This window comes from Starkeya sp. ORNL1 (genome assembly GCF_012971745.1).
Classification (GTDB): Bacteria; Pseudomonadota; Alphaproteobacteria; order Rhizobiales; family Xanthobacteraceae; genus Ancylobacter.
Window position 1 is genome coordinate 4,807,778 of record NZ_CP048834.1, and the last position, 24,723, is coordinate 4,832,500.

A 24,723-nucleotide genomic window follows, 5' to 3' on the forward strand; every position below is an offset into this window, starting at 1 on the left:
TCCCGACGGGGCGCGCAGGTGTGAGTGCTGTTTTGTGTGAGTGCCGCCTCGACGGTAGGCGCAATGCATCGGCGTCGCTTTGGGGCGTCGCCTTGACATGGCCGCGTTCGGAACGGAGACAGGATGCCTGCCTTTGCCGGCATCTGGAATTCGTTGATGATGACGCTGCTTGATCGGGCCGAATTGGCCCGCATGCCGGTCCGGTCGGGCCGAGCTTCCTCCCCATCGCCGATGCGCCCGGATGCCACTGCGGCGTTCGGCATGCTGCGGCGTTTGCGCTTCCTCGCCCCTCTCCTCATCCTGCTCGCCGCGCTTATCGTGTCGGTGGTGGCTGCTGGCCCGCTTGCCGCGCAGACGCCGGTCGCCGCCGATCAGCAGGCGGTGCGCGACAAGCTGGAAGGCCAGCGCGCCATCGTCGACGGCGTCGAGGGCGGATTGCAGCGTGAGACCCTGCGCTCCACCGATCTCGACGAGCTGCGTGCTCGGCTCGAGCCGGTCCGTACCGATCTCGACGCGGCGATTGCGCTGCTCGATCCGCGGCTCGCCGACCTCCAGCACAGGATCAAGGAGATCGGCGCGAAGCCGGCTGCCGACGCGCCGCCGGAAGAGGCCTCGGTCACGCAGGAGCGCGACCAGCTCAACGCGCGCGCCACCGAGCTCGACGGGCTGATCAAGCAGGCCAAGCTCCTGAAAGTGCGCACCGACCAGATTTCCGACCGCATCACCAGCAAGCGGCGGGAGCTGTTTACGGACACGCTGTTCGCGCGTGCCTACAGCGTGCTCGATCCTGGCCTCTGGGTGTCGGCCGCCGCCGCCATTCCGGTGGAGCTGCGGGGTATCTCGTATCTGCTCGGCGACTGGCAGGCCTATGCTTCTTCGCGCATGGCGTGGCCGGGGCAACTGGCCGTCATCATCGGCATGGTCGCCATTATCGCGCTTGTATTGGCACTTGCGAACGTGCTGCTGCGCCCGTTGCGGCACTTCGATCAGGAGCCTCCGGATGAGCCGGTGTCGCGGCTGCGGGCGGCGTGGTTGTCGACTCTGCTTGCCCTTGTCGGTTCGGCCACCGCACCGCTCGCCGCCTTTGCGGCGATGACACTGGCCAAGGCGTTCGATCTTATCCCGCCGCGCATCGACGAGATCTGGCAGGGCATGTTGATCGCCATCATCGTCCTTGCTGTCGGTCGGGCGCTGCCGCTTGCCGCGCTGGCACCGGGAGCGCCCCGCCGTCGCGTCGTCGGGGTCGGTGGTTTCTCGACCGGTGGCGACAGCACGCAGGTGCTCTCCGACGAGACGGCGCGCGTGCTTTATCGCCACATCGTCACCAGCGTGTGGGTCCTGGCGATCGCCGCCTTTCTCCAGGCACTGCATCGGGCGTTGGTGGTCCCGGTCCAACTCACTGTGGCGACCAGCGCGCTGCTGTCGCTGCTGCTGGTGCTCATCGCCGTGCGCGCCATTCGCGTGCTCGGCGCGGGCGCCGACGATGAGGAGAAGGAGGGCGTGCCCGGATCCGCCGTCGGTGCGATGGACGGGGCTTCGAGCGATGCTGCGGCATCCGGCTCGGTGCCGTGGCTGCGCTTGCCGATCTGGCTGATGGTGGTTGGCACGCTGGCGGCGCTGGTCGCCGGCTATGTGAGCTTTGCCAGCTTCCTGTCGACCCGCACCTTGACCGCGGTGGTCATGGCAGGCGCGCTCTATGTGCTGATCGCACTGAACAACGCGTTCTTCATCGACCATGTCGCCAGCGGTCCGCGGGCGCGGCACATCGCGAAGACACTGGGCGTCGGCAAGAACACGCTTGAACTGCTCGCGGTGCTGGTGGCCGGCCTGCTCAAGGTGCTGGCCGTTCTGCTCATGCTGTTCCTGGTGATCGGAACCTGGGGCGCTTCGACGGCGGACCTGCGCGATCTCGTCAGCCGCATCACCTTCGGCTTCACCATCGGCAACTCGACGGTCACGCTTGCCGACATCATCAGTGCGATCGTCTTCCTCATCATCGGGATCGTCGTCGCCCGTACCATCCAGCGCTGGGTGGGAGCCTCGATCCTGCCGCGCACACGTCTCGATCCCAGCCTGCAGAATTCGATCTCGACCATCATCGGCTATGTCTGCTCCATCGCTGTCATTGCTGCTGCCATGGGCCAACTCGGGCTCAATCTCGAGAATGTCGCCCTCGTCGCCGGTGCGCTCTCGGTCGGTATCGGTTTCGGCCTGCAATCCATCGTCTCGAACTTCGTCTCGGGGCTGATCCTGCTGGCCGAGCGGCCGATCCGGGTCGGCGACATGATCCTCGTCAAGGGCGAGGAGGGCTATGTGCGGCGCATCAGCGTGCGCGCCACCGAGATCGAGACGTTCGATCGCGCCATGGTGCTGATCCCGAATTCCGACCTCATCACCGGCATGGTGAAGAACTTCACCCACGCCAACACCACGGGCCGGGTGATCGTGAGCGTCAATGTGCACTACGACGCCGATCCCGAGCAGGTGCGCGACCTGCTGGTCGATTGTGCCTGCGACCATCCGCAGGTGCTGCGCAGCCCGCCGCCGCGGGTGTTCCTGATGAAGTTCGGCGACGCCGCGCTGCAGTTCGAATTGCGCTGCGTGGTGGCCAATGTCGATTACGCGCTCACCGTGAAGAGCGATCTGCATTACGCGGTGTTCGACCGATTGAAGGCCGCCAATATCGGCATCCCCTTCACGCCCTGGGCGATCTATCGCGGCAAGCACATCGATGCGGCACCGCCGGCGGGAGAACCGGCCTGAACGCGTTTCACGCGCCCGTGTTGTCCCGCTCACCGTCGATCTATAGGCTGCACCTCCGCTTCCCTCCAGACGAGCCCTTCATGCGCGCGCCCGATACACGATGCTACGCCGCCGTCCTGTTCGCTGCCCTGCTGCTGGCCGGCTGCGGCACCACCGATACGGTCGAGGCGGGCAAGAACCCGTCCTTCTACGACAATCTCTCCAAGGGCGGCTCGGTCGATCCCGCAGCCGCGGCGGCGATGCTGTCGGATTATCGCAAGGGCAAGGGGCTCTCGACGGTGTCGGTCGATCCGGTGCTGACGCAAGTGGCGCAGCGCCAGGCCAAGGCGATGGCGGCGGCGGATTCGCTCTCGCACACCGTTGGCGGGCGCACGCTCACGGCGCGCCTGAAGGCCGCCGGATTCGACGGGCTGCGCGCGGTGGAGAATGTCGGCGCCGGCTATCACACGCTGGCCGAGGCGTTCTCCGGCTGGCGGGATTCGCCCTCGCACAACAAGAACATGCTGGCGCCCGGCATGACCCAGATGGGCATCGCCGCGGCGCCGTCGCCGAACAGCAAGTACAAGGTCTATTGGGCGCTGGTGCTCGGCGTGCCGGATCCGAAGGTCAGCGCCGATGCGCCGGCCCCGGCCGGCGGTCCCGCGCTGGCGCCGGGCCAGACCAGCGTCACCATCAACGGCATGCCGGTGGGCCAATAGCCACGCTGCTCTTTTTCTCGTGTCATGCCGGAACGGCCACGAGGCCGCATCCGGGATCGCGAAAACGCTCTTCTATCGGGACGTCATCCCGGCTCTCCGCCCTGCGGGCTGCGGCCGGGATGACGCCTTTAGGCCTTCAGGCCGCGCTTGGTCCTGACATAGGCGACGGCCTGCTTGGCGCTGGCGCGAGCGCCGCGCCGCAGCGCCTCCAATCGTGCCGAGAGCGCGAAGCGCCTTGAGCTTCCGCGTTCCACTTCGACCAGCCAGTCGGCCATTGGCAGGCGATCCTGCCAGAGCGCCTGGAATCCCACGTCCGCCGTCACCATGAGACTGTCGCCGAGCGCGATGCGCGGGTCGCGATCGAGCGCCTCGGTGACGGCCACATCCAGCAACACGCCGGGCGAATAACGCGCCAGCGTCTCGTCATAGGCGGTCTTGAAGAACCAGGCGCGATCCTGCGCGATGAACAGCAGCGCTGCGGCGATAGGCGCCGCGCCGCGCATGATCTCGACGATGCGGGCCTCGCCACGCTCCGCAAGTGCCATGGTGTTCTCACGGAAGAAGGCGGCGCGCGCCGCTTCCTGTCCAGCCGCGGTGCCGCGTCTTCCCTTCCAGCCGGAAGCCTCCAGCGCGAAGAAGCGCTCCAGCCCGGCCAAGATCATAGCCGGCTCCGCGGCCACCGTGACCCGCGTCTCACCGGCGTGTTCATGCAGCTTGCGGCGTTGCTGTTCGAGCCGGCGGCGGCGGTGCTTCGACATGCGCGCGGCGAGATAGTCGGTCCCGTTCTTGCGCATCGCCGGCCGCTCGAAGGGCGCGAAGCGTAACGCGGTGCGCCCGCTCGCCGCCAGCGCCTCCTCCCACGCCTCGGCGAGCGGGCCGGCGGCAGGCATGTGCTGCAGCAAAAGGCTGGTTGGGCTCAAGCGATGCTTGAGCAATGCATCCAGCAACGCCGTGACAATGCTTGTGGCATTGCTCCGCGCGATCAGCGGCGTGCCGTGCGGGGCGTAGGGCAGTTGGTGGATGGCGCACGCCAGTGGCACGCCCCAGCGGGCGCGGGAGAAGCGCAGCGGCAATATGCCGGCGAGGCCACCATCGCACTCGGCAACGAGGAAGCTCGTGCGCTCGCCATCAAGATGGCGCAGCGCCGGGATGAAGCATTCCGGGCCGGCGAAGACATTCGGCTCCACGGCATTCTCAGCGAGCGCACGCCACTCCCCGGCGCGATCCGCCAGTTGCTCTCCCGTCAGCCATGTCGTCGTGACGGGCTCCGCCATGACGGTGTCAATCCAGCGCCGGTTTGGGCCGGCGCAGCACGAAGACGTGCAGGCCGAGCCGTCGCTTGGTGACGACGAACAGCATGATGGATTCGACCACATAGGCGATGGTCGGCGCCCAGGCGGCACCCATCAGCCCGAAATGCGGGATCAGCAGCAAGCAGAGCGCGAAATTGATAATGAAGGCGATGGCATAGATCACCGCGCAGGCGGTCTGCTCGCCGACCATGATCAGCAGCCGTTCCACCGGCCCGACAGCAGCCCGCACCAACAGGCCGATGCTCAGCACGAACATCAGCGGATAGCCTTCCTCGAAGCCGGCGCCGAACATCGAGAGGATGAAGCGGCCGACGAGCAACAGGCCGATGGCAGCGATGAGCGAGGGCCAGAAGGTCCAGTGGATGGTGTCGGACAGGAAGCGTTCGAGCTTGTCGCGCTCGCCGGCGACATGGAACGCGGTGAATTTGTGCGTCACCGCAGCCGCCACCGAGAAATAGATGAAGGCGACCGGCGCCAGCGTCTTGGTGGCGGCATAATAGACCGCGACCTGATCCGGGGTGACGAACAGCTGCAGCGTCAATATGTCGGCGTAAGTGAGCAGGAAATAGAAGCCCTCGATCATGAAGATCGGCAGCGCGACCAGGAACCAGGTGCGCCGCTCGTAGATCCGGGCGATGGAGGACAAATGGGCGAGGCGCTGCTTGAGGCGCCGGTTCAGCTCCAGCGTCTGGCCGAGCGTGGTCAGCCAGGTGGCGGCGGTGGCGGCGGCCATCGCGCTCACCGCATTGGCCTGATAGCCGGCGAGATGCAGGCCGCCCATCACCGCGAGGATCAGGAGCGGGCGGGCGATATAGACCGGAGCGAGCGCCAGCCCGACCCAGTCATAGGAGCGGGCGATGCCGTCCTGCACTTCGGAGACGCCATAGAGCGGCAGCACGGCGAAGGCGAGCAGGAACGGCACGACATAGAAGGTGTCGACACGGTCCTCCAGCAGCCACATCACGCCGACGCCGAGCAGCGCGAAGAAGGTGCCGATCCAGAAGGCGAGCCAACGCCCGCCGTTGAGGAAGCCCTTCAGCATGCCGTGCTGGCTGCGTTCCATATATTCCGGCAGGAAGCGCTGCGCCGCCGAGCCGAGGCCGAGCGGGGCGAGCATGCCGAGCATCACCGCCCAGGTCCACACATAGACATAGATGCCGAACTCGAAGGCGCCCATCCAGCGCGCCATCAGGATCTGCGAGACATAGGCGATCACCGCGCTGGCGGCGCGGACCAGGAAGGCGGTGCCGGCAAGCCGGGTCAGCGCCGAGCGCTCGCCTTCGAGCAGCCGGGCCATGAGCGCGCGCAGCCGGCCGGACAAGCGCCCGGCTAACGGCAGAGAGGCGCTTTCATCGCTCGCCAAGGGGCAGGCTCTCCGGGAGGGCTTACAAAGGCGCGAGGCCGTTGCGGCACTAACACGATCGGCTTTAACGCGGTGTTAGGCGGCTTGCAAAGGCGGGAGGTATTTCGATCCGCGATCAGCGCCGCAACGTCGCCGGGGCGAGCGGATTGTCGGCCAGCACGGCGGGATCGGGCGTGTCCGGCCGTGGCAGGCCCATGAAGGCGTCGAACAGCCGCCGGATCACCGCCGGCTCGACATCGCGGACGATCAGCACGATGCGGGTGCGCCGGTCCTCGTCGGGCCAGCCGGGCAACTGGCTCGGCGGATGCAGCACGTGCTGGACGCCGTGCAGCACCAGTGGATGCGCCGGATCTTCGGCGAGCTTCACGATGCCTTTCAGCCTCAGCAACCGCGAGCCATGGGTGCCGCGCAGCAGCTCCAGGAACATGTCGAGCGCGGCGGCGCTCACCGGAGCGTCGGTGGCCAGCGTGAAGGCGCGGATGCGATCGTCGTGACGGTTCGGGTCATGGCCGCGCCATGCTTCCTCGGCCTCGGCCACCTTCTCGGCGGCGAGCCAGCGGGCGACGTCGGGGATCTTGGTATTGGGATCATAGAGTCCAGCGTCGAGCAGCGTCTCAGGCGTCGCCTCGCCCCTGGCGGCGTCGAGCACCGGGGCGGCGGGGGCGAGCAGCGCGAGGCGGGCGCGCAGCTTCTCGTACTCGGCCAGGCGCGCGGGCGTGTCGAGCAGGTCGGTCTTGGTGAGCACGATGCGGTCGGCGATCGCGGCCTGCCGCACGGCTTCCACATGCTCGTTCAGCGTCGCATTGCCGTTGACGGCGTCGATCACCGTCACCACGCCGTCGAGCCGGAAGCGCATCACCAGATAGGGATGCATCATCAGCACATGGAGGATCGGCGCCGGGTCAGCGAGGCCGGTGGTCTCGATCATCACCCGGCGGAACGGCGGGATGACGCCATTGTCCATGCGCCGCAGCAGATGCTCCAGCCCCTCGACGAGGTCGCCGCGCATCGTGCAGCACAGGCATCCGCTGGCGAGCAGCACGGTGGAATCGTCGAAATGCTGGACCAGCAGATGGTCGAGCCCGATCTCGCCGAACTCATTGATGAGCACGGCGGTATCCGACAAGCCCGGCGCATGCAGCAGGGTGTTCAGCAGCGTGGTCTTGCCGGCGCCGAGAAAGCCGGTCAGCAGCGTGACCGGGATCGGCTCGGGCGGTGTGGCGGGAAGGGACGTGGTCATTTCACCTGCGGGCCGGCGCTAGGGAATAATGCGGATGGCGCCGAGCGGTTTTCGGCACCATGCCCAGCATATAGGAAGCGCCGCGCGGCTTTGCTCAGTTCGCCGGACGGGGCGCCGGAACCGGGGCCGCGGAGCCGGCCGGCTTGGGGGCTGGCTTGGCCGCCGGCTTCGCAGCCGGCTTGGCGGCTGGCGGTGTTGCCGGCGTGGCCTCCGCGGTGGCGTCCGGCTTCTTCTTGCTGGCGTCTTTCTTCGCCGTGTCCGGCTTCGTGGCGTCCTGCTTCGACGCGTCCTGTTTGGCCGCATCCTTCTTGTCGCCGCCCTTCTTGGAAGCAGCCTTGCGGCCCTTCTTCTCGGGCACCGGAGGATAGGCGGCGTCGATCGCCGCCTGGCTCGGCGTCGGGCCGACCCAGACCGGCACCGGGGCCATGGACGGCGGAAGGTTCACCAGCAGGCTGGCGCCGGTCATCTTGACGCCGCCGGTCATGCCCGCGGCGGCAAAGCCGTTCGGCGAGGCATCGCCGTCATCGTCGGCCTCGGAGGCCACGGTCTTGCGCTTGGGCCCGCAGACCTGGGCGCGCATGTCGGTGGGCGTGCCGCCCTCGTTCTTCAACGAATCCACGGTCGGGGACACCGAGCCGAAGATCGACCAGGACTGCTGGAAGCCCTTCTCCATCAGCAGCGCCGCGGCCTCGGTGCGCTCGCGGCCCGAAGAGGTGCCGAGCACGACGGCGAGGACGCGCTTGTTGCCGCGATGGGCGACGCCGACGAGATTGAAGCCCGAGGCGCAGATGAAGCCGGTCTTCATGCCTTCGGCGCCGGGATAGCGGTCGATCAGCTTGTTGTAGGTCTTGATCACCCGGTTGCCGAGCTGGATCGCCGGCATCTTGAACAGGTCGGCCTGCTCCGGGAACTGCAGCAGGATCGCGCGCGCCAGCACCGCGAGGTCGCGGGCGGTGGTGTAGTTGTCGGGGTCCGGCAGGCCGTTCGGATTGTCGAAATGCGAGCCGGTCATGCCGAGCTCGGCGGCCTTGGCGTTCATTTCTGCGACGAATTGCGGGAGACTGCCGCCAACGCCCTCGGCGATGACCACGGCGATGTCGTTGGCCGACTTCACCAGCATCATCTTCAGCGCATTGTCGACGGTGATCTGGGTGCCGGCCTTGAAGCCCATCTTGGACGGCGCCTGCGCCACCGCATTGGCGGAGACGGTAAGCAGGGTCTGCGGCGTGATGCGCCCGTCGCGCAGCGCGCGGAACGTCACATAGGCCGTCATCAGCTTGGTGACGGAGGCGGGATACCACGGCTTGGTGGCATCGTCGGCGATCAGCACCTTGCCGCTGTCGACATCGATCAGCAGCGAGGGAGTTGCCTGCGCCGCCAGCGGGGCAACGGCCAGTGATGCCCCGAAGAGGGCTGCGAGAATACGCACTCGCGAGGGTATGAAGCTCGACACGCGGCTATGATCCGTGGTTCGGGTTCCGGAGGCGGGCTGTGAAGCGTCTGGCATCCTAGATACCCTGTTCGACGACCGCGGGCAAAACGGAATGGCGCTTTCCGGCGGCGGAATTGTGGTCGTGTGTGGTCAAACTTGCCCACATCGCGGCTTCGCCGGCTCAAGTTTCCACTGGTGGTAAATCACCCGTTGACGAGGCGCTGACCATGAACTGGGCGCGGGCGAGCGCGGCGAAACGCCCGCCAAGCCGGACGAGCGCATCGAACGAGCCGGCCTCGACGATGCGTCCGTTCTCGAAGACCAGGATGCGATCGGCGTTGCGCACGGTGGCGAGACGGTGGGCGATGACGAAAGTTGTGCGTCCCTTCATCACTTCGTCGAGCGCGGCCTGCACCTTGGCCTCGGTGCCGGCATCGAGCGCGCTGGTGGCCTCGTCGAGGATGAGGATCGGCGGGTCTTTCAAGAGCGCGCGGGCGATGGCGATGCGCTGGCGCTCGCCCCCGGAGAGCGAGCGGCCGCGCTCGCCGACTATTGTTGCGAGCCCTTCGCTCTGCCGCTCCACCATCTCGGTGGCCTGCGCCCGTTCCAGCGCGCTGGCGATTTCGGCGGGCGTGGCATCGGGGCGGCCGACGCGCAGATTCTCCTCGATGGAGCGGTTGAACAGCATCGCCTCCTGGAACACCACGCCGATATTGCGGCGGAGCGAGGCCAGCGTGACGTCGCGCAGATCCTGTCCGTCTATGGTGATGCGGCCGGATTGCGGGTCGAAGACGCGGTGGAGAAGCGCGAGCGCGGTGGACTTGCCGGCGCCGGTGGTGCCGACCAGGGCAATGGTCTCGCCCGGTGCCACCGCGAAGCTGACATCGGCCAGCGCTGCGCGCTTGCCGTCATAGGAGAAGGAAACGTCCTCGAAGGCGACAGCGCCCTTCACCTGCTCCAGCGGCCTGGCGCCGGGGCGGTCATGGACGTTGGGAACGACGTCCATCACCTCGAAGAATTCGGCCAGGCGCGGGGCGTCGAGCACAAGGCGGTTGGCGAAGCCCACCACCTGGTCGAGCCGACCGACAAGGAGCGTGGCGAAGCCGACGAAGGTCACGATTTCGCCGATCGAGGCGAGGCCGTTTATGTGCAACCAGATGCCGAGCAGGAAAATCGACAGGATGGTCAGCGTGGTCGCCGCCTTGGTGCCGACCGAGACCACCGCCCACCAGGCCAGGATCGGAATCTGCGCGGCCAGCACCTTGTCGATGGTCTCCTTCAGCCCGCGCACCTCGGCCTCGATGCGGGTGAAGCTCTGGATCACCGCGACATTTCCCAGCGCGTCGGCGCTGCGCTCGGCAAGATCGGATTGCAGCCCCTCGACGTGGCGCTGCATGTCCTGGGTGCGGTCCAGCACGAAATAGGTGAGGGCGGTAAAGAACAGCATCAGCACGACCAGCAGCAGGCCGAGCCTCCAGTTCACCACCACCGAGACCGGAAGCAGGACGACCAGCGCGACCATGCCGGCGCAGTCCTCGCGGAAGAAGGCGAGCCACAGGCTCCACAGCCCGTCGACGCCCTGGAGCATCACCTTCATCAGCCGGCCGGAATGCACCCCGCCATGAAAGCCGAGCGGCAATTGCAGCACATGCTCGAAATAGTTGCTCATGATGGAGAGTCGCCGCCGGTGCGCGAGCCGGTCGGCATGCAGCGCGACCCAGACGCCGGCCACCACCGTGAAAATGCCGAACCCGGCCCAGGCGCCGAGCTGGGGCAGCAATTCGGTGAAGGTCGGGGTGCGGTTCTCGGCCTGGGCGCGCGCCAGCGTGTCGACGATGCGGCCGAACAATACCGGCTCGGCGAACAGCGCGATGGCGAGCAGCATATTGGCGAAGGCCAGGACGGCGCCGAGCCGGCGCTCCGGACCGAGGGCGGCGAGGACGCGGGCATAGAGGCGCAGGAAATCCATGGGGAACCCGAAAATGAGAGCCGCCGAGGTGGCGACGTGGTGTCGCACGCGCAGTCCAGCACAGCGGCGCCCGGCGGCAAAGGGGTGCCGCATCGGCGTGACGCGGCGCCATTCCGGCGCCGCCCTGTGTCGGCGGCGCCATATGACGTTCACATTCCACGACGTAAGCTGGCTTCATGACTGATTCGATCCGGCGCCTTTACGACGGGGTGGTGGCGACGCGGGAGGGGCGCAATCCCTCGCCGCGCACACAGCGGCTGCTCGGCAAGGGACGCTCCTTCATCGCCAAGAAGGTCGCGGAAGAAGGCGTCGAGGTCGCGCTGGAAGCAGTCGTCGCCGACAGCCCGGCGGTGATCCGCGAGAGCGCGGACCTGCTCTACAATCTCGTCGTGCTCTGGGTCGATGCCGGCGTGGCGCCGGAAGACATCTGGGCCGAGATGCGGCGGCGCGAGCAGCTGATGGGCATGGCCGAGAAGCTGCCGAAGCGCGGTGCCAAGCCGATCGACGGCCGGCAGTTCGCCCTGAGCCTGATTGCCAATGTGGCGGACGATTCACCCGACCGCTCCGCGGTGGGTGCGGCAATCATGGTCAAGCGTCGCAAGCGCGTCTGACATATACCCCATCCTGACGAGACCAAACGCCGTTTCACGGAGCCCTCGATGCTGCGCCGTCTCTATCAGTGGGTAATCGATCTTTCCGAGCGTCCCTCCGCCTCATGGGCGCTGGCGGGCATCTCCTTCGCGGAGAGTTCGTTCTTCCCGGTGCCGCCGGACCTCATGCTGGTGCCGATGTGCGTGGCGAAGCCGGAGAGAGCGTGGTGGTACGCCTTCATCTGCACCGTCGCCTCGGTGGCGGGCGGGCTGCTCGGCTACGCCATCGGCGCGCTGCTCTATGACACGGTCGGCACGTTCCTGATCGGGCTTTACGGCTATGGCGACAAGGTCGAGGCCTTCAACGCGGCCTATGCGCACTACGGCCACTGGATCATCCTGATCAAGGGCCTGACGCCGATCCCCTACAAGGTGGTGACCATCACCTCGGGCTTCGCGCATTACAGCCTGTTCTGGTTCGTCGTGTTGTCGGTCATCACCCGCGGCATGCGGTTCTTCCTGGTGGCGGGGCTGCTGTTCTGGATCGGGCCGGCCGCGCGCGACTTCATCGAGAAGCGGCTCGGCCTCGTCACCGCGGCGTTCGCCGTGGTGGTGGTCGGCGGCTTCATCGCGGCGATGTATCTGTTCTGAATGAGAGGCCGCCCCCAGACGGCCGCAGGCCGATCCGCGATGGCGTGCCGAGAATGGTGTGGCTCTGCTTCAGCGTCCTTCGAGGCTCGCTTCGCGAGCACCTCAGGATGAGGTTGTCCTACAGATGAACCTCATCCTGAGGTGCCGCCGCAGGCGGCCTCGAAGGATGCGACTGGGTACGCCGCGGTCCCTCTCAGGGGATCAATGCCCGCCCTTCCGCCCGAGCCGCGCCTCGAGCACGGTCTTGGCGAACAGCGTCACCACGGCGAGGAAGGCCAGCAGCGAGGCGACCGCGAAGGACGCCTGGAACTGGTACTCGTTGTAGAGGATCTCGATGTGCAGCGGCATGGTGTTGGTCTCGCCGCGCACATGGCCTGAAACCACCGAGACGGCGCCGAACTCGCCCATGGCGCGGGCGTTGCAGAGCAGCACGCCATAGAGCAGCGCCCATTTGATATTGGGCAGCGTCACCCGGCTGAAGACGCGCCAGCCCGAGGCGCCGAGCGTGACCGCCGCTTCCTCCTCCGTCGTGCCCTGCTCCTGCATCAGCGGCACCAGCTCGCGCGCCACGAACGGGAAGGTGACGAACACGGTGGCAAGCGTGATGCCCGGCCAGGCGAAGATGATCTTCCAGTTATTGTCGATCAGCCACGGGCCGAGATAGCCCTGCGCGCCGAACAGCAGCACGAAGACCAGGCCGGCGATCACCGGGGAGACCGAGAAGGGCAGGTCGACCAGAGTGATGAGCAAGCTCTTGCCGCCGAAGCTGAACTTGGTCATCGCCCAGGCCATGACGAGGCCCATGACGGTGTTCAGCACCACCGAGAGCCCGGCGACCATGAGGGTCAGGCGGATGGCGGCGAGCGCATCCGGATCGCTCAGCGCGTGCACATAGGCATCCCAGCCCTTGGAGAAGGCCTGTACAAAGACATTCGCCAGTGGCAGCACGATGAACAGGCCGATGAAGCCGGCCGCGATGGCGACGATGGTCCATTTCACCAATGGGGGCTCTTCCCGGGCGCCGGGATGCATCGGTGGGCGCAGCGTCGCGACCGGCTCGATGAGCGGCGTCGCCTCGCTCGGAAACGGCAGGGTCTCGGAAGGCGTGAGAACCTGGCTCATGCCGACCTCCCGGTGCGGGATTGCGACCAGCGCTGCAGGAGGTTGATGAGGAACAGCAGCGCAAACGAGGCGACCAGCATGGCACAGGCAATGGTGGTGGCGTCGGCGTAGCGGAACTCCTCCAGCCGGATGACGATGAGCAGCGGCGCGATCTCCGACACGTTCGGCAGATTGCCGGCGATGAAGATCACCGAGCCGTACTCGCCGACGGCGCGGGCGAAGGCGAGCGCGAAACCGGTGAGGAAGGCGGGCAGCACGGCCGGCAGCACGACGCGGCGTATCGTGGTCCAGCGCCCGGCGCCGAGCGTCGCCGCGGCTTCCTCCAATTCGGCGTCGAGGTCCTCCATCACCGGCTGCACGGTGCGCACCACGAAGGGCAGGCCGATGAAGACCAGCGCGACAAGGATGCCGAGCGGGGTGAAGGCGACTTTGATGTCGAACGGGGCGAGAAGCGAACCGATCCAGCCATTCTCGGCATAGAGATTGGTCAGCGCGATGCCGGCCACCGCGGTCGGCAGCGCGAACGGGATGTCGACGAGCGCGTCGAGCAGGCGCCGCCCGGGGAACTCGTAGCGCACCAGCGCCCAGACGATCAGCGCGCCGAACACCAGATTGATGGCGGCGGCGGCGAGCGACAGGCCGAAGGACAGCTTGAGCGCGTTCAGCGTGCGCGGGTTGGTGAGGATGGTGACGATGCGTTCCAGCGGCAATTCTGCGGTCTTGAGGAACAGCGCGGCGAGCGGGATCAGCACGATCAGCGACAGCCACAGCACGGTGAGGCCCATGGTGAGGCCGAACCCGGGAATGACGCTGCGCTGCGCCCGCAAGGTGCGCTGCGGCGGCAGGCCCTTGGGCGAGAGGCCGTGAATGACCTCGCCGCGCGGCACGTGCTGAGCCAGAGGTGAAATGGTCGTATCGCTCAACGCTCGGTTCCCTGAAGCAGCGGCGTCCCGAAGCCCGCCCTATTAGACCACATCCGGCCGTGTGCTTGTGTGCTGGGGTCAGTCACAAAGAAGCGCCGGGCCTCGATGAGGTCCGGCGCCAGTTAAGCTGATCGCTTTCGGGAAGGTCAGCTCGGGAGGAAGTCTCAGTTCGAATAGATCTTGTCGAAGACACCGCCATCGTCGAAGTGGGTCTTCTGCGCCTTGCGCCAGCCGCCGAAGATCGGATCGTCGATGGTCACGAGGTCGACCTTCGGGAACACCTTCTCGTACTTCTTGGCGACCTCGGCATCGCGCGGGCGGTAGAAATTCTGCGCGGCGATCTCCTGGCCCTCCTTGGTATAGAGGAACTTCAGGTAGCTCTCGGCGATAGCGCGGGTGCCCTTGCGGTCCACCACCTTGTCGACCACCGCGACCGGCGGCTCGGCGAGGATGGAAAGCGAGGGTATGACGATGTCGAACTTGTCCTCGCCGAACTCCTTCTTCGACAGGAACGCCTCGTTCTCCCAGGCGAGCAGCACGTCGCCGACACCGCGCTCGGTGAAAGTGACGGTGGAGCCGCGGGCACCGGTATCGAGCACCGGCACGTTCTTGAAGAGGCTGGCGACGAAGGCCTGGGCGGTCTCGGGCGTGCCACCCGGCTGCCGGAGTGCATAGGCCCAGGCGGCGAGGTAGTTCCAGCGGGCGCCGCCGGAGGTCTTCGGATTCGGGGTGATGACCTTGACGCCCGGCTTCACCAGGTCGTTCCAGTCCTTGATGCCCTTGGGATTGCCCTTGCGGACCAGGAACACGATGGTCGAGGTGTAGGGCGAGGCGTTCTGCGGCAGGCGCTTCTGCCAGTCGGCGGCGATCAGGCCCTTGTCGGCGATGGCGTCGATATCATAGGCCAGCGCCAGGGTGACGACGTCGGCATCGAGGCCGTCGATCACCGAGCGCGCCTGCTTGCCGGAGCCGCCGTGCGACTGCTTGACCTCGAGGGTCTTGCCGCTCTCGGCCTTGAATTTCTCGCCGAACGCCTTGTTGACCGCGACGTAAAGCTCGCGGGTCGGGTCGTAGGACACGTTCAGCAGATTGACGTCGGCGGCGTGCGCGGCGAGCGGCAGGCTGGCGGCGACGAGACCCGCGAAAGCCAGCTTGGAGAAGGTGCGCCGGGCGAGGCCGCGGCGCCGGATTTCAATCGACATGGTCGTCTCCCTGATCGGGCAGCCGATGGCGGCGCCTTGGTTCCGGGCCAGAGTTTTCACGCGTGGTACGTGCATGTCAAACAGAAAAACAGTTTTTCTATAGATAATTTTCTAATATCTAGTTTTTTAATGTGGAATAGGCCTCGTCAAGCAATCGGTACTGTTTGGTGAGCATCCTCAGAGGCTCGCCGTGCTCGCACCTCAGGATGACGTGGCTCTTGGAAATCGACCTCATCCTGAGGTGCCCGGCGTGAGCTGGGCCTCGAAGGATGCTCACGCAGAGCGCGATCTCAGCCCTTCAGCGCCATCGTATGGATGCCGCACTCGGTCTTGCCCTGGCCGCGCCAGCGGCCGGCGCGGATGTCCTCGCCGCTCTGGGTGCGACTGGTGCAAGGCATGCAGCCGACGGAGGCGAAGCCGTTGGCCGCCATCGGATGACGTGGCAGGCCGAGGCGCTCATAGACGCCTTCGACCTCCTCGCGATCGGCATTGGCGAGCGGATTGAACTTCAGCCGCGCACCGTCGCGCTCCACCACCGGGATCGCGGCGCGGCCTCCGCCATGATAGCGCTTGCGGCCATTCAGCCAGGCGTCGAAACCACCGAGCGCGCGCGCCAGCGGCTCGACCTTGCGGATGCGGCAGCAGGCGTCCGGATCGGAGAACCACAGATCCTTGTCGGCATCCTGCGCGGCGAGCGCCGCCGGATCCGGCCGGATCGAGCGCACATCGGTGAGGCCGAGCCGGCCGGCGATGTCGTCGCGATAGGCCAGCGTCTCCTCGAACAGCCAGCCGGTGTCGAGAAACACCACCGGGATCGTCGGATCGACCTCGGCGACATAAGCGAGCAGCGCTGCCGCCTCGGTGCCGAAGGACGAGACCACGCACAATTTGCCGGGACGCACCGCGCGCTGGGCGGCCGCGATGATCTCGACCGGCGAGGCGCCAGCGAGCTCATGCTCCAGCTCAGCAATGGGGTCGATGCCGGCCGCGAGGCTCATTCCGCAGCCTCCGGGCGAACGTGGCTACCGACGTGGCGGCCGAGGCGCGTGCGCAGCAGGCTCGGGCGGCCGTCGCCGGTCGGCTGATAGAACACCGAATAGGTCTTCATCGCCTCGGCAAAGGCCGCGGCATCAGCGTCCTTCACCGCTTCCAGCTGGTCGAAGCCGGCGCGCATCAGGAACAGGAACTGGTCGCGCAGTACCCCGCCGGTCGCCCGCAGCGGGCCACGCCATTTGAAGCGCTCACGCAGCAGGCGAGCCTGGCTATAGGCGCGCCCGTCGCGGAAGCTCGGGAAACTGAGCGCGATCAGCGACAGCCGCGGCAGCAGCGGCTCGATCTCCTCGATCCGCTTGTTGTTCGGCCAGATGATGCCGACCGGTGCCTGACGCCCGGCAAGCGCGGCATCTTCCTTCGCGAAGCGCTCGGCGCTCAGCAGCACCGGCACGCCATCGGGCACGGGCGCATCGTCCGCGACGCGGACAAAGCGGTCCTCGATGATGGCGCCGTTCTCAATGAGTCGCATAGACACGCTCCTTGAAGGGCTCGACGCCGAGACGGTGCACGGTGTCGACGAAGAGCTCCTTCGGTCCTTCACGCAATTCCATATAGGCGTCGACAATGTCCTCGATCAGGCCCGGGACCTGCTCATAGGGCACGGCTGGTCCGAGCAGAGTGCCGATCTGGGCCTTCTCGTCGGCGCGCCCGCCGATGGTGATCTGGTAGAATTCCTGGCCGTTCTTCTCGACGCCCAATATGCCGATATGGCCGACATGGTGATGACCGCAGGCATTGATGCAGCCCGAGATGTTGACGTGCAGCCGGCCGACGCCGCGCGAGCGCTCCAGATCGGCGAAGCGCTTGGCGATCTCCTGCGCTACGGGAATCGCCCGCGCATTGGCGAGGCTGCAATAATCGAGCCCCGGGCAGGCGATGATGTCGCTGATGTGATTGACGTTCGGGGTGGCGAGGTTGGCGGCGTCGAGCGCCGCCCACAGCGCGGGGAGATCCTGCTGCGCGACGTTCGGCAGGCAGAGGTTCTGCTCATGGCCGACGCGGATCTCGTGGAAGCCGTAGCGGTCGGCGAGATCGGCGATCAGGTCCATCTGGTCGGCGGTGGCATCCCCGGGAGGGGCGCCGACGGGCTTGAGCGAGATGGTGACGATGGCATAGCCGGGCTGCTTGTGGGCGTGCACCGAGTTGCGGTGCCAGGTGGCGAAGCGCTCATCCTTCAGGGCTTCCACCAGCTCGGCGGGCTTGTCGGCGCGGGTCTCGAAGTCCGGATAGATGAAGCGGTCGCGGATCTCGCCGATCGCCTCATCGTCGAGCTTCAGGACACCATTGCGGATCGCCTCCCACTCCTTCTCCACCTCGGCGCTGAAGGCCTCCGCTCCGATCTCGTGGACCAGGATCTTGATGCGCGCCTTGTAGATATTGTCGCGCCGGCCGAACTGGTTGTAGACGCGCATCACCGCCTCGACATAGCTCAGCAGGTGCTCGGCGGGCAGGAACGGCTTGATCGACTTGCCGATGAAGGGGGTGCGGCCGAGCCCACCGCCGACCAGCACCTCGAAGCCGAGCACGCCCTCGGCATTGCGGTGCAGCCGCAGGCCGACGTCATGCACCTTGATCGCCGCGCGGTCGTGGCCGGCAGCGGTGATGGCGATCTTGAACTTGCGCGGCAGGTACGAGAATTCCGGATGCAGCGTCGAATATTGCCGCAGGATCTCGGCCCAAAGCCTGGGATCGTCGACCTCTTCCGGGGTGGCGCCGGCCCATTGGTCGGTGGTCACGTTGCGGATGCAGTTGCCCGAGGTCTGGATGCCGTGGACGCCGACTTCGGCCAGCGCCGCCATGGCGTCCGGCAGGTCTTCCAGCTTGATCCAGTTGAACTGGATGTTCTGCCGGGTGGTGAAGTGGCCATAGCCGCGATCGTATTTGCGCGCGACATAAGCCATCTTGCGCAGCTGGTCGGACGAGAGCGTCCCATAGGGAATGGCGATGCGCAGCATATAGGCGTGGAGCTGGAGATAGACGCCGTTCATCAGCCGCAGCGGCTTGAACTCGTCCTCCGACAGCGCACCCTCGAGCCGGCGTTCCACCTGATCGCGGAACTCGGAAACCCGCTCGGCAAGAAAAGTACGATCGAACTCGTCATAGACGTACATGATAACTCTCGGTCTCGTCGGTCTCAGGCCGGCAGTTCGAAGGTGGGGCCAGCGACGCGGATGCGCTCGCGCAGATTGCCCGGGAGTACGCTGCCATCGTCGCCGCGCTCTACCGGGGCGATATAGGCGCCGACTGCATCGGTGTCGCGCTTCTGGGCGCCTTCGAGCAGCGCCAGCGCCTCCGGCGCGGTGGTCACGACTGCGGCATCGGCGAGCTGCGTCGACCAGTCCTCGCGTGCCGTGCGCCACACTACGACGCCGTCGGCAAGCCGGTTCGCGGTGACGACCACGGGCCCCGTAATCTTGATCTTCTGCTGGAGCGGGGAGGTCATGGCCGGTGGCAATTTCCTGTTGACGGGATGGGCATTCCTACATAACACCAATTTAGAATGTGCAAAATGAAAAATTGCACAAAAATCACGTGTAATTAGGTTCGCGACTTTGTTCGCGCTCCCACAGACCAGGTCTCACAATGGCTGCTGCGGATCAACGCCTCGATGAGCTCGAGGCCCAGAGCATCTACATTTTGCGCGAGGCATTTGCCCGCATGAAGCGCCTCGCCTTGCTGTGGTCGCTCGGCAAGGATTCCAACGTGATGATCTGGCTGGCGCGCAAGGCCTTCTTCGGCCATGTGCCGTTCCAGGTGCTGCATGTCGACACCGGCAAGAAATTCAAGGAAATGTATGCCTTCCGCGACCATTACTCCAAGGAGTGGGGCCTCGACCTGCGCGTCGATCCGTGTCCGCCGCTGGAGCAGATGGACCCGACCTTGCCGCCGGCGACCCGCTCCGCCGCACGCAAGACCGAAGGGCTGAAGCTCGCGCTGGAAAAGTACGGCTTCGACGCGTTGATTGCCGGTATCCGCCGCGACGAAGAGGCGACCCGCGCCAAGGAGCGCGTCTTCTCGCCGCGAGGGCTGGAAGGCGACTGGAACGTGCGCGAGCAGCCGCCGGAATTCTGGGATCACTTCAACGCGACCTTGCCGGCCGGCGCGCATCTGCGCGTACATCCGATCCTGCATTGGACCGAGCTCGACATCTGGGCCTACACCAAGCGCGAGGGAATTCCCGTCATTCCGCTGTATTTTTCGAAGGACGGCAAGCGCTACCGCTCGCTCGGCGACCAGGACATCACCTTCCCGGTGGCGTCGAACGCCGCGACCATCGACGAGATCCTCGTCGAGCTCGCCGAGACCAAGGTGCCGGAGCGCTCGGGGCGCGCCATGGACCATGAATCGGAAGATTCTTTCGAGCGGCTGCGCGTCGCCGGCTATCTGTGAGGGCGCCAGACATGTCCGCCAACGTCACCACGCTTCCCATCGCCCGCAGCGACACCGCCGGCCGCCCGCTGGTGCGCATCGTCATTGTCGGCCATGTCGACCATGGCAAATCGACCCTGATCGGCCGTCTGCTGCATGAGACCGGCGGCATCCCCGAGGCCAAGCTCGACGGTCTCAAGGCGATGGCGGCGCGGCGCGGCATGCCGTTCGAATGGTCGTTCCTGCTCGACAGCCTGCAGGCCGAGCGCGACCAGGGCATCACCATCGACACCAGCCAGATCCGCTTCCGCACGCCCTCGCGCGACATCATCCTGATCGACGCGCCGGGCCACGCGGAATTCCTGCGCAACATGATCACCGGCGCGGCGCAGGCCGATGCCGCGCTGCTGCTGATCGACGCTGCCGAGGGCGTGCGCGACCAGACCCGCCGGCACGGCTATCTGCTGCATCTGCTCGGCGTGAAGCAGGTAGCAGTGGTGGTGAACAAGATGGACCGCGTCGGCTTCGACGAGGGCGTGTTCCGCGCCATCGAGAACGAAATCACCGCCTATCTCGCCAATCTCGGCGTGCGTGCCAGCGCGGTGATCCCGATCTCGGCCCGCGAGGGCGACGGCGTCTCTGCGATGACGGCGCGCACGCCGTGGTACAGCGGCCCGAGCGTGCTGCTGGCGCTCGACAATTTCGAGCCGGCGCGCGCCGCCTCCGACCTCGCGCTGCGCATGCCGGTGCAGGCGGTCTACAAGTTCGACGACCGCCGCATCGTCGCCGGCCGCATCGAGACCGGCACGCTGCATGTCGGCGACGAGGTGGTGTTCCAGCCCTCCGGCAAGAGCGCCGTCGTCCGCACCATCGAGACCTGGCCGAAGCCCGATCCCGACTGGGCGCCGCGCCAGCTCAATGCGGGCTCGTCCGCCGGCATCACGCTCGACCGCGAGATCTTCGTCGAGCGCGGCGAGATCCTGTCGACGCCCGCGGCGCGTCCGCGCTCGGCGCGCCGGCTCCGGGTGCGACTGTTCTGGCTGGCCGAGGAGCCGCTCGCGGTCGGCTCCACGCTGATCGCGCGTCTCGCCACCTCCGAGGCGCGGGCGACGGTCTCCGCTATCCATGACGTGGTCGACCCCGGTCACCTCTCGACCTTCGAGGCGCAGCAGATCGAGCGCAACCAGGTGGGCGAGATCGAGCTGACGCTGTCGAAGCCGGTCGCTGCCGATCCTCACGGGGTCAATCCCCGCACCGGGCGTGTGGCGCTGGAGCTTGGCGGGCGCATCGCCGGCGGCGGCCTCGTCGTCTCCGTGGTCGACACCGAGGCCACCGAGGCGATCCGGCCTACGCGCAATGTCACGCCGGTCGCCTCCGCCATCTCGGTGGAAGAGCGGGTCTCGCGTCACGGCCATTCCGGCGCCGTGGTCTGGCTGACCGGGCTCTCCGGTTCCGGCAAGTCGACCATCGCCAAGGCGCTGGAACGCCGGCTGTTCGACCGCGGCGGCCTGCCGACGCTGCTCGACGGCGACACCCTGCGCGGCGGGCTGAATGCCGATCTCGGTTTCTCTGACGCCGAGCGGACGGAGAACAATCGCCGGCTCGCCGAAGTCGCCAATTTCCTCAAGGGCCTCGGCCATGTCGTGCTGGTGGCGGCGGTGTCGCCCTCAGCGGCGGCGCGGGCGAAGGTGCGGGAGATCGTCGGTTCGCGCTTCTTTGAGGTGCATGTCTCCGCGCCGCTCGAAGTATGCGAGGCGCGCGATCCGAAGGGGCTCTACGCCAAGGCGCGCGCCGGCGAGTTGCGCGGCTTCACCGGGGTCGATGCGCCCTATGAGGCGCCGAGCGCGGCGGAACTGGTGATCGAGACCGACCGGCTCGACCTCGGCGCCAGCGTCGAGCGCATCGAGCGGCTGCTCGGCGATGCCGGCGTGCTGTCGTCGCGCGGCGAGGCGCCGGACGACGCGGTGATCTGATCGTCCTTTCCTGTCCCAAAGACGTCATCCCGGACGGCCAAAGGCCGATCCGGGATCGCGCAAACGTTCTTCACCTTCTTACGATCCCGGCTCTCCGCTTCGCTGCGGCCGGGATGACGACTATGCCCAGATCGCCACCGGCAGACCGTACGCATCGCGCTCCGGCGGATGCGGGAAGGTGAGCGCATTCCCGCGCGCGATACGCGCCGCGGTCCAGGCAGCGGCACAGGCGTCGATCAGGTCGTCGGCGCCGACACGTAGCGTCCTGGCGCGTTCCGCCGCCATGATGTCCGGCTCGAAGCCGTATGTCTCCAGCAGCCGACGCCGCAGAGCGAGGCCAGCAGGGTAGGTCGCACCCTTCATCTTCTTCGGCTCGGTGAGCGGTGCCTGCCCGTTCATCGCCCAGAACGCCACCTCGGGATGGCATTCGCAGACCACCTCCTGCAATTCCGGCCGCGCGCGCAGCAGCCGATCGATCTCGACGATCTTCGGGAAGATGTGGAAACCCTGTTTCGCTACCGCCTTGCCGGCATCCGACGTCTCGCGGGCGATGGCGCAAGCGTGCCGGTAGCGTTCTTCGAGGGGGATCGCTTCGTCGACGCCGGCATAGACCGCGGCGCGCGAGGGGATGGAGAATACGCTCGATTGCCGCCCGCCGAGGCGCGGGCGCACCAGCCGCTCCGGCGCGCGGCCCTTCGGCCCGGTGAAATCCGGCAGGCCGATCGGCATGTCCACCGCGACGACCGAGGGCGCATCCGGCCGGTCGAGCAACTCGACGAGACGGATGACACGGATGGTCAGCACGGTGCGGGCGATCTTGCCCTCGATCTCGCGCACCACCGCGACCCAGCCTCCGGGACAGCCATCGACCCCGGCGATGCGCATCAGATGATGTTCAGTTCGCGATAGGGGCGGCCCGCCATGATCCGCTCATAGCCGAACACGTCGAGGTCCAGCGAGATGGAGCGGCCATGCACGAGCCATTCGGCGACAGCTCGGCCGGCCGCTGGTGCCTGCTGGAGGCCATGGCCGGAGAAGCCGTTGATGAAATAGAGGTTCGATACCTCCGGATGCGGGCCGATGACGGCGTTGTGGTCGAGGAGGTTCATCTCGTAGTGCCCGGCCCAGGCGCGGACCGGCTTCAATTCCTCCATCGCCGGGATGCGGTGGGCGAGCGCGGGCCAGATGATCTCCTCGAACACGCTCCAATCCACTTCAAAGTCGTCGCCGGGATTGGTGTCGAGCTCCTCCGGCGGCGGGGCGCCGCAAATCTGGTAGGCGCCTTCCGGGCGGATATAGAAGCCGCTGGGATCGACCAGCAGCGGCAGGCCTGTGATCGGGGTGCGGCAATGCACGACGAAGACGCACCGCTTGCGACCTTCCACCGGCAAGGGAATGCCCGCCAGGGCCGCCACGCGCCCCGCCTGCGGGCCGGCCGCATTCACCAGTGCCCCACAGCCGAGGCGGCGCCCATCGGCCAGCGTGACCGCGCTGACGCGGTTATTCGTGCGCTCGATGCCCGTTACCTCGCCGGTGAGGAGATGCGCACCCTGCAGCTTCGCCATGCGCCGCACGCCGGCAAGCAAAGCGTGGGCGTCGAACCAGCCTTCACCGGTGACCCCGAAGGCACCCAGCGCGATGTCCTCGACATTCAGCCAGGGAAAGCGCGCCTGCAGCCCCTGCGGGTCGAGCAAGGCAATGTCGGCACCTTCCGCCTGCTGCACGGCATGGTTGGCTCGCAACACCGGCACGCCGGCCTCGCTCGCCAGAATGAGATAGCCGCCCTCGCGCCAGCCGAGCTCGATCTCCGGCCCGAACCGCTCCTTCGCGCCGTGCAGGAATTCCAGCCCGAAGCGCGACATGCGGATGTTCTCGGGGATCGAGAATTGCTGGCGGATCGAGGCGGCGGAGAGCGTGGTGGAGGAAAAGGCGAAGCTCGGATCGCGCTCGATCACCGCGACCTTGCCGTGAAAGGCGGGATCGAGCGTGAGGAAATAGGCCGCCATGGCGCCCATGATGGCGCCGCCGATGATGACAACGTCGTAAGTCTCGTCGATTCCACTCACATCGCCGCTCATGTCGTCGTTCCGTCTCCGGCTGGCCCAGCGTCCCGCCGCCGGATAGTCTCCAAACCCCGATTTGCCAACTTAGCCGAGAGACTGATGCATTCCGATATCCGACCCCGCCGCAGCGTGCTGTTCATGCCCGGCTCGAATGCCCGTGCGCTGGAAAAGGCCCGCACGCTGCCGGCCGATGCCATCGTCATCGACCTCGAGGACGCAGTGGCGCCCGACGCCAAGGCCGGTGCGCGCACGCAGGCCGTGGAAGCGATAAAGGCTGGCGGCTTCGGCCCGCGCGAGGTGGTGCTGCGCGCCAATGCGCCGGATACGCCCTGGTTCGAGGCTGATCTGGCCGCCGCGGCTGAGGCGAGGGTGGATGCGGTGGCGGTGCCGAAGATCTCCGATCCCGAGACCCTGCTGGTGATCGGCCGGCGGCTCGACGCGCTGGGCGCGCCGCGCTCGGTGAAGGTGTGGGCGATGATCGAGACCCCGCTCGCGGTGCTGCGCGCCGACCGGATCGCGCTGGCGGCGCGCGATCCCGTCACCCGGTTCGCGGTGCTGATGATGGGCACCAATGACCTTTCCAAGGAGACCGGCGCGCGCATCGTGCCGGGGCGGGCGCCGATGCTCTCCTGGCTGTCGACCTGCGTCCTGGCGGCCAAGGCGGCGGGGATCGGCATATTGGACGCGGTGTGGAATGATTTCCGCGATCTCGACGGCTTTGCCGCGGAATGCGCGCAGGCCGCCGACCTCGGCTTCGACGGCAAGACGCTGATCCATCCCAGCCAGATCGCCCCGGCCAATGCCGCCTTCACGCCGCCGGCCGGCGAAGTGGACGAGGCGCGGCGGGTCATCGAATTGTTCGCCCGCCCGGAGAATGCCGGCATCGGCGTGCTCCAGGTGGAGGGGCGGATGTATGAGCGCATGCATGCCGACATCGCCCGCAAGACGGTGGCGCTGGCCGATGCCATCGCCGCGCGGTCGTAAATTCAACAGTGTCGT

At 66.9% G+C, this 24,723-nt stretch carries 21 protein-coding genes; 7 read left to right on the forward strand and 14 right to left on the reverse strand.

Going from position 1 to position 24,723, the window contains the following annotated elements; all coding sequences use genetic code 11:
• The first annotated feature begins 123 nt into the window (after positions 1–123).
• Together G3545_RS22720 and G3545_RS22725 are read left to right on the forward strand one after the other, a co-directional pair.
• Positions 124–2,763, forward strand: a complete 2,640-nt coding sequence (locus G3545_RS22720) for a DUF3772 domain-containing protein (protein WP_246702533.1) — start codon at positions 124–126, stop codon at positions 2,761–2,763.
• 80 nt (positions 2,764–2,843) lie between these two features.
• A complete protein-coding gene (locus tag G3545_RS22725) occupies positions 2,844–3,461 on the forward strand; it encodes a CAP domain-containing protein (RefSeq protein ID WP_170015964.1) in 618 nt (205 codons plus the stop codon).
• A 128-nt stretch (positions 3,462–3,589) separates the two neighbouring features.
• Here the strand turns inward: G3545_RS22725 and G3545_RS22730 are convergent, their stop codons facing one another.
• The 5 genes from G3545_RS22730 to G3545_RS22750 all read right to left on the reverse strand — a co-directional run bounded on the left by G3545_RS22730 (position 3,590) and on the right by G3545_RS22750 (position 10,778).
• A complete protein-coding gene (locus G3545_RS22730) occupies positions 3,590–4,735 on the reverse strand; it encodes a GNAT family N-acetyltransferase (protein WP_170015966.1) in 1,146 nt (381 codons plus the stop codon).
• A 7-nt stretch (positions 4,736–4,742) separates the two neighbouring features.
• Complete coding sequence (locus G3545_RS22735; protein ID WP_206151328.1) at positions 4,743–6,137, reverse strand: lipopolysaccharide biosynthesis protein; 1,395 nt, start codon at positions 6,135–6,137, stop codon at positions 4,743–4,745.
• A gap of 115 nt (positions 6,138–6,252) precedes the next feature.
• Positions 6,253–7,377 (reverse strand): GTP-binding protein, encoded by a 1,125-nt coding sequence (locus G3545_RS22740; RefSeq protein WP_170015968.1) that lies wholly within the window; start codon positions 7,375–7,377, stop codon positions 6,253–6,255.
• A 94-nt stretch (positions 7,378–7,471) separates the two neighbouring features.
• Positions 7,472–8,830 carry a D-alanyl-D-alanine carboxypeptidase family protein gene (locus G3545_RS22745; RefSeq protein WP_246702534.1) on the reverse strand — a complete coding sequence of 453 codons (1,359 nt, stop codon included), beginning with the start codon at positions 8,828–8,830 and terminating at the stop codon, positions 7,472–7,474.
• Between the two features lie 160 nt (positions 8,831–8,990).
• The gene (locus G3545_RS22750) at positions 8,991–10,778 is read right to left on the reverse strand and encodes a glucan ABC transporter ATP-binding protein/ permease (protein ID WP_170015972.1); all 1,788 of its coding nucleotides are present in this window, start codon (positions 10,776–10,778) and stop codon (positions 8,991–8,993) included.
• Positions 10,779–10,954: 176 nt separating this feature from the next.
• Between G3545_RS22750 and hisE the strand changes: the two genes are divergently transcribed.
• Both hisE and G3545_RS22760 read left to right on the forward strand, forming a co-directional pair.
• Entirely contained in the window at positions 10,955–11,389 is a 435-nt protein-coding gene (hisE, locus tag G3545_RS22755) for a phosphoribosyl-ATP diphosphatase (RefSeq protein ID WP_170015974.1), read from the forward strand.
• Positions 11,390–11,437: 48 nt separating this feature from the next.
• Positions 11,438–12,019 (forward strand): YqaA family protein, encoded by a 582-nt coding sequence (locus G3545_RS22760; protein WP_170015976.1) that lies wholly within the window; start codon positions 11,438–11,440, stop codon positions 12,017–12,019.
• A 201-nt stretch (positions 12,020–12,220) separates the two neighbouring features.
• Here the strand turns inward: G3545_RS22760 and cysW are convergent, their stop codons facing one another.
• The 7 genes from cysW to G3545_RS22795 all read right to left on the reverse strand — a co-directional run bounded on the left by cysW (position 12,221) and on the right by G3545_RS22795 (position 18,762).
• On the reverse strand, positions 12,221–13,051 hold the full coding sequence (gene cysW, locus G3545_RS22765) for a sulfate ABC transporter permease subunit CysW (protein WP_170018235.1): 831 nt from the start codon (positions 13,049–13,051) through the stop codon (positions 12,221–12,223).
• An 86-nt stretch (positions 13,052–13,137) separates the two neighbouring features.
• Positions 13,138–13,986 carry a sulfate ABC transporter permease subunit CysT gene (gene cysT, locus G3545_RS22770; protein WP_281411739.1) on the reverse strand — a complete coding sequence of 283 codons (849 nt, stop codon included), beginning with the start codon at positions 13,984–13,986 and terminating at the stop codon, positions 13,138–13,140.
• A 242-nt stretch (positions 13,987–14,228) separates the two neighbouring features.
• Positions 14,229–15,266: a sulfate ABC transporter substrate-binding protein gene (locus G3545_RS22775; protein ID WP_170015978.1), complete on the reverse strand. Its 1,038-nt coding sequence runs from the start codon at positions 15,264–15,266 to the stop codon at positions 14,229–14,231.
• 290 nt (positions 15,267–15,556) lie between these two features.
• Positions 15,557–16,264 (reverse strand): phosphoadenylyl-sulfate reductase, encoded by a 708-nt coding sequence (locus G3545_RS22780; protein WP_170015980.1) that lies wholly within the window; start codon positions 16,262–16,264, stop codon positions 15,557–15,559.
• The gene (locus G3545_RS22785) at positions 16,261–16,788 is read right to left on the reverse strand and encodes a DUF934 domain-containing protein (protein WP_170015982.1); all 528 of its coding nucleotides are present in this window, start codon (positions 16,786–16,788) and stop codon (positions 16,261–16,263) included. The genes G3545_RS22780 and G3545_RS22785 overlap by 4 nt, the downstream gene beginning before the upstream one ends.
• Positions 16,775–18,430, reverse strand: coding sequence for a nitrite/sulfite reductase (locus G3545_RS22790; RefSeq protein ID WP_170015984.1), 1,656 nt, complete (start codon positions 18,428–18,430; stop codon positions 16,775–16,777). The genes G3545_RS22785 and G3545_RS22790 overlap by 14 nt, the downstream gene beginning before the upstream one ends.
• A gap of 23 nt (positions 18,431–18,453) precedes the next feature.
• Positions 18,454–18,762 (reverse strand): DUF2849 domain-containing protein, encoded by a 309-nt coding sequence (locus tag G3545_RS22795; protein WP_170015986.1) that lies wholly within the window; start codon positions 18,760–18,762, stop codon positions 18,454–18,456.
• A 140-nt stretch (positions 18,763–18,902) separates the two neighbouring features.
• On the opposite strand from G3545_RS22795, the gene cysD reads away from it, so the two are divergent.
• Together cysD and cysC are read left to right on the forward strand one after the other, a co-directional pair.
• A complete protein-coding gene (gene cysD, locus G3545_RS22800; RefSeq protein WP_170015988.1) occupies positions 18,903–19,709 on the forward strand; it encodes a sulfate adenylyltransferase subunit CysD in 807 nt (268 codons plus the stop codon).
• A gap of 11 nt (positions 19,710–19,720) precedes the next feature.
• Complete coding sequence (gene cysC, locus G3545_RS22805) at positions 19,721–21,661, forward strand: adenylyl-sulfate kinase (RefSeq protein WP_170015990.1); 1,941 nt, start codon at positions 19,721–19,723, stop codon at positions 21,659–21,661.
• A 120-nt stretch (positions 21,662–21,781) separates the two neighbouring features.
• Here the strand turns inward: cysC and G3545_RS22810 are convergent, their stop codons facing one another.
• Positions 21,782–22,546, reverse strand: a complete 765-nt coding sequence (locus G3545_RS22810; protein WP_170015991.1) for a DUF429 domain-containing protein — start codon at positions 22,544–22,546, stop codon at positions 21,782–21,784.
• The gene (locus tag G3545_RS22815) at positions 22,546–23,739 is read right to left on the reverse strand and encodes an FAD-binding oxidoreductase (RefSeq protein ID WP_170015993.1); all 1,194 of its coding nucleotides are present in this window, start codon (positions 23,737–23,739) and stop codon (positions 22,546–22,548) included. The genes G3545_RS22810 and G3545_RS22815 overlap by 1 nt, the downstream gene beginning before the upstream one ends.
• An 84-nt stretch (positions 23,740–23,823) precedes the next feature.
• Between G3545_RS22815 and G3545_RS22820 the strand changes: the two genes are divergently transcribed.
• Entirely contained in the window at positions 23,824–24,708 is an 885-nt protein-coding gene (locus G3545_RS22820; RefSeq protein WP_170015995.1) for a CoA ester lyase, read from the forward strand.
• Positions 24,709–24,723 lie beyond the last annotated feature (15 nt).

What these genes read in the sequence shown, in the direction of transcription:
- G3545_RS22730 (WP_170015966.1), bottom strand. Translation starts at nt 4,735, where the DNA reads ATGGCGGAGCCCGTCACGACGACATGGCTGACGGGAGAGCAACTGGCG.
- G3545_RS22785 (WP_170015982.1), bottom strand. Translation starts at nt 16,788, where the DNA reads ATGCGACTCATTGAGAACGGCGCCATCATCGAGGACCGCTTTGTCCGC.
- G3545_RS22815 (WP_170015993.1), bottom strand. Translation starts at nt 23,739, where the DNA reads ATGAGCGGCGATGTGAGTGGAATCGACGAGACTTACGACGTTGTCATC.
- G3545_RS22720 (WP_246702533.1), top strand. Translation starts at nt 124, where the DNA reads ATGCCTGCCTTTGCCGGCATCTGGAATTCGTTGATGATGACGCTGCTT.
- G3545_RS22775 (WP_170015978.1), bottom strand. Translation starts at nt 15,266, where the DNA reads ATGTCGATTGAAATCCGGCGCCGCGGCCTCGCCCGGCGCACCTTCTCC.
- G3545_RS22790 (WP_170015984.1), bottom strand. Translation starts at nt 18,430, where the DNA reads ATGTACGTCTATGACGAGTTCGATCGTACTTTTCTTGCCGAGCGGGTT.
- G3545_RS22740 (WP_170015968.1), bottom strand. Translation starts at nt 7,377, where the DNA reads ATGACCACGTCCCTTCCCGCCACACCGCCCGAGCCGATCCCGGTCACG.
- hisE (WP_170015974.1), top strand. Translation starts at nt 10,955, where the DNA reads ATGACTGATTCGATCCGGCGCCTTTACGACGGGGTGGTGGCGACGCGG.
- cysD (WP_170015988.1), top strand. Translation starts at nt 18,903, where the DNA reads ATGGCTGCTGCGGATCAACGCCTCGATGAGCTCGAGGCCCAGAGCATC.
- G3545_RS22780 (WP_170015980.1), bottom strand. Translation starts at nt 16,264, where the DNA reads ATGAGCCTCGCGGCCGGCATCGACCCCATTGCTGAGCTGGAGCATGAG.
- cysC (WP_170015990.1), top strand. Translation starts at nt 19,721, where the DNA reads ATGTCCGCCAACGTCACCACGCTTCCCATCGCCCGCAGCGACACCGCC.
- G3545_RS22810 (WP_170015991.1), bottom strand. Translation starts at nt 22,546, where the DNA reads ATGCGCATCGCCGGGGTCGATGGCTGTCCCGGAGGCTGGGTCGCGGTG.
- cysW (WP_170018235.1), bottom strand. Translation starts at nt 13,051, where the DNA reads ATGCATCCCGGCGCCCGGGAAGAGCCCCCATTGGTGAAATGGACCATC.
- G3545_RS22750 (WP_170015972.1), bottom strand. Translation starts at nt 10,778, where the DNA reads ATGGATTTCCTGCGCCTCTATGCCCGCGTCCTCGCCGCCCTCGGTCCG.
- G3545_RS22820 (WP_170015995.1), top strand. Translation starts at nt 23,824, where the DNA reads ATGCATTCCGATATCCGACCCCGCCGCAGCGTGCTGTTCATGCCCGGC.
- G3545_RS22725 (WP_170015964.1), top strand. Translation starts at nt 2,844, where the DNA reads ATGCGCGCGCCCGATACACGATGCTACGCCGCCGTCCTGTTCGCTGCC.
- G3545_RS22795 (WP_170015986.1), bottom strand. Translation starts at nt 18,762, where the DNA reads ATGACCTCCCCGCTCCAGCAGAAGATCAAGATTACGGGGCCCGTGGTC.
- G3545_RS22760 (WP_170015976.1), top strand. Translation starts at nt 11,438, where the DNA reads ATGCTGCGCCGTCTCTATCAGTGGGTAATCGATCTTTCCGAGCGTCCC.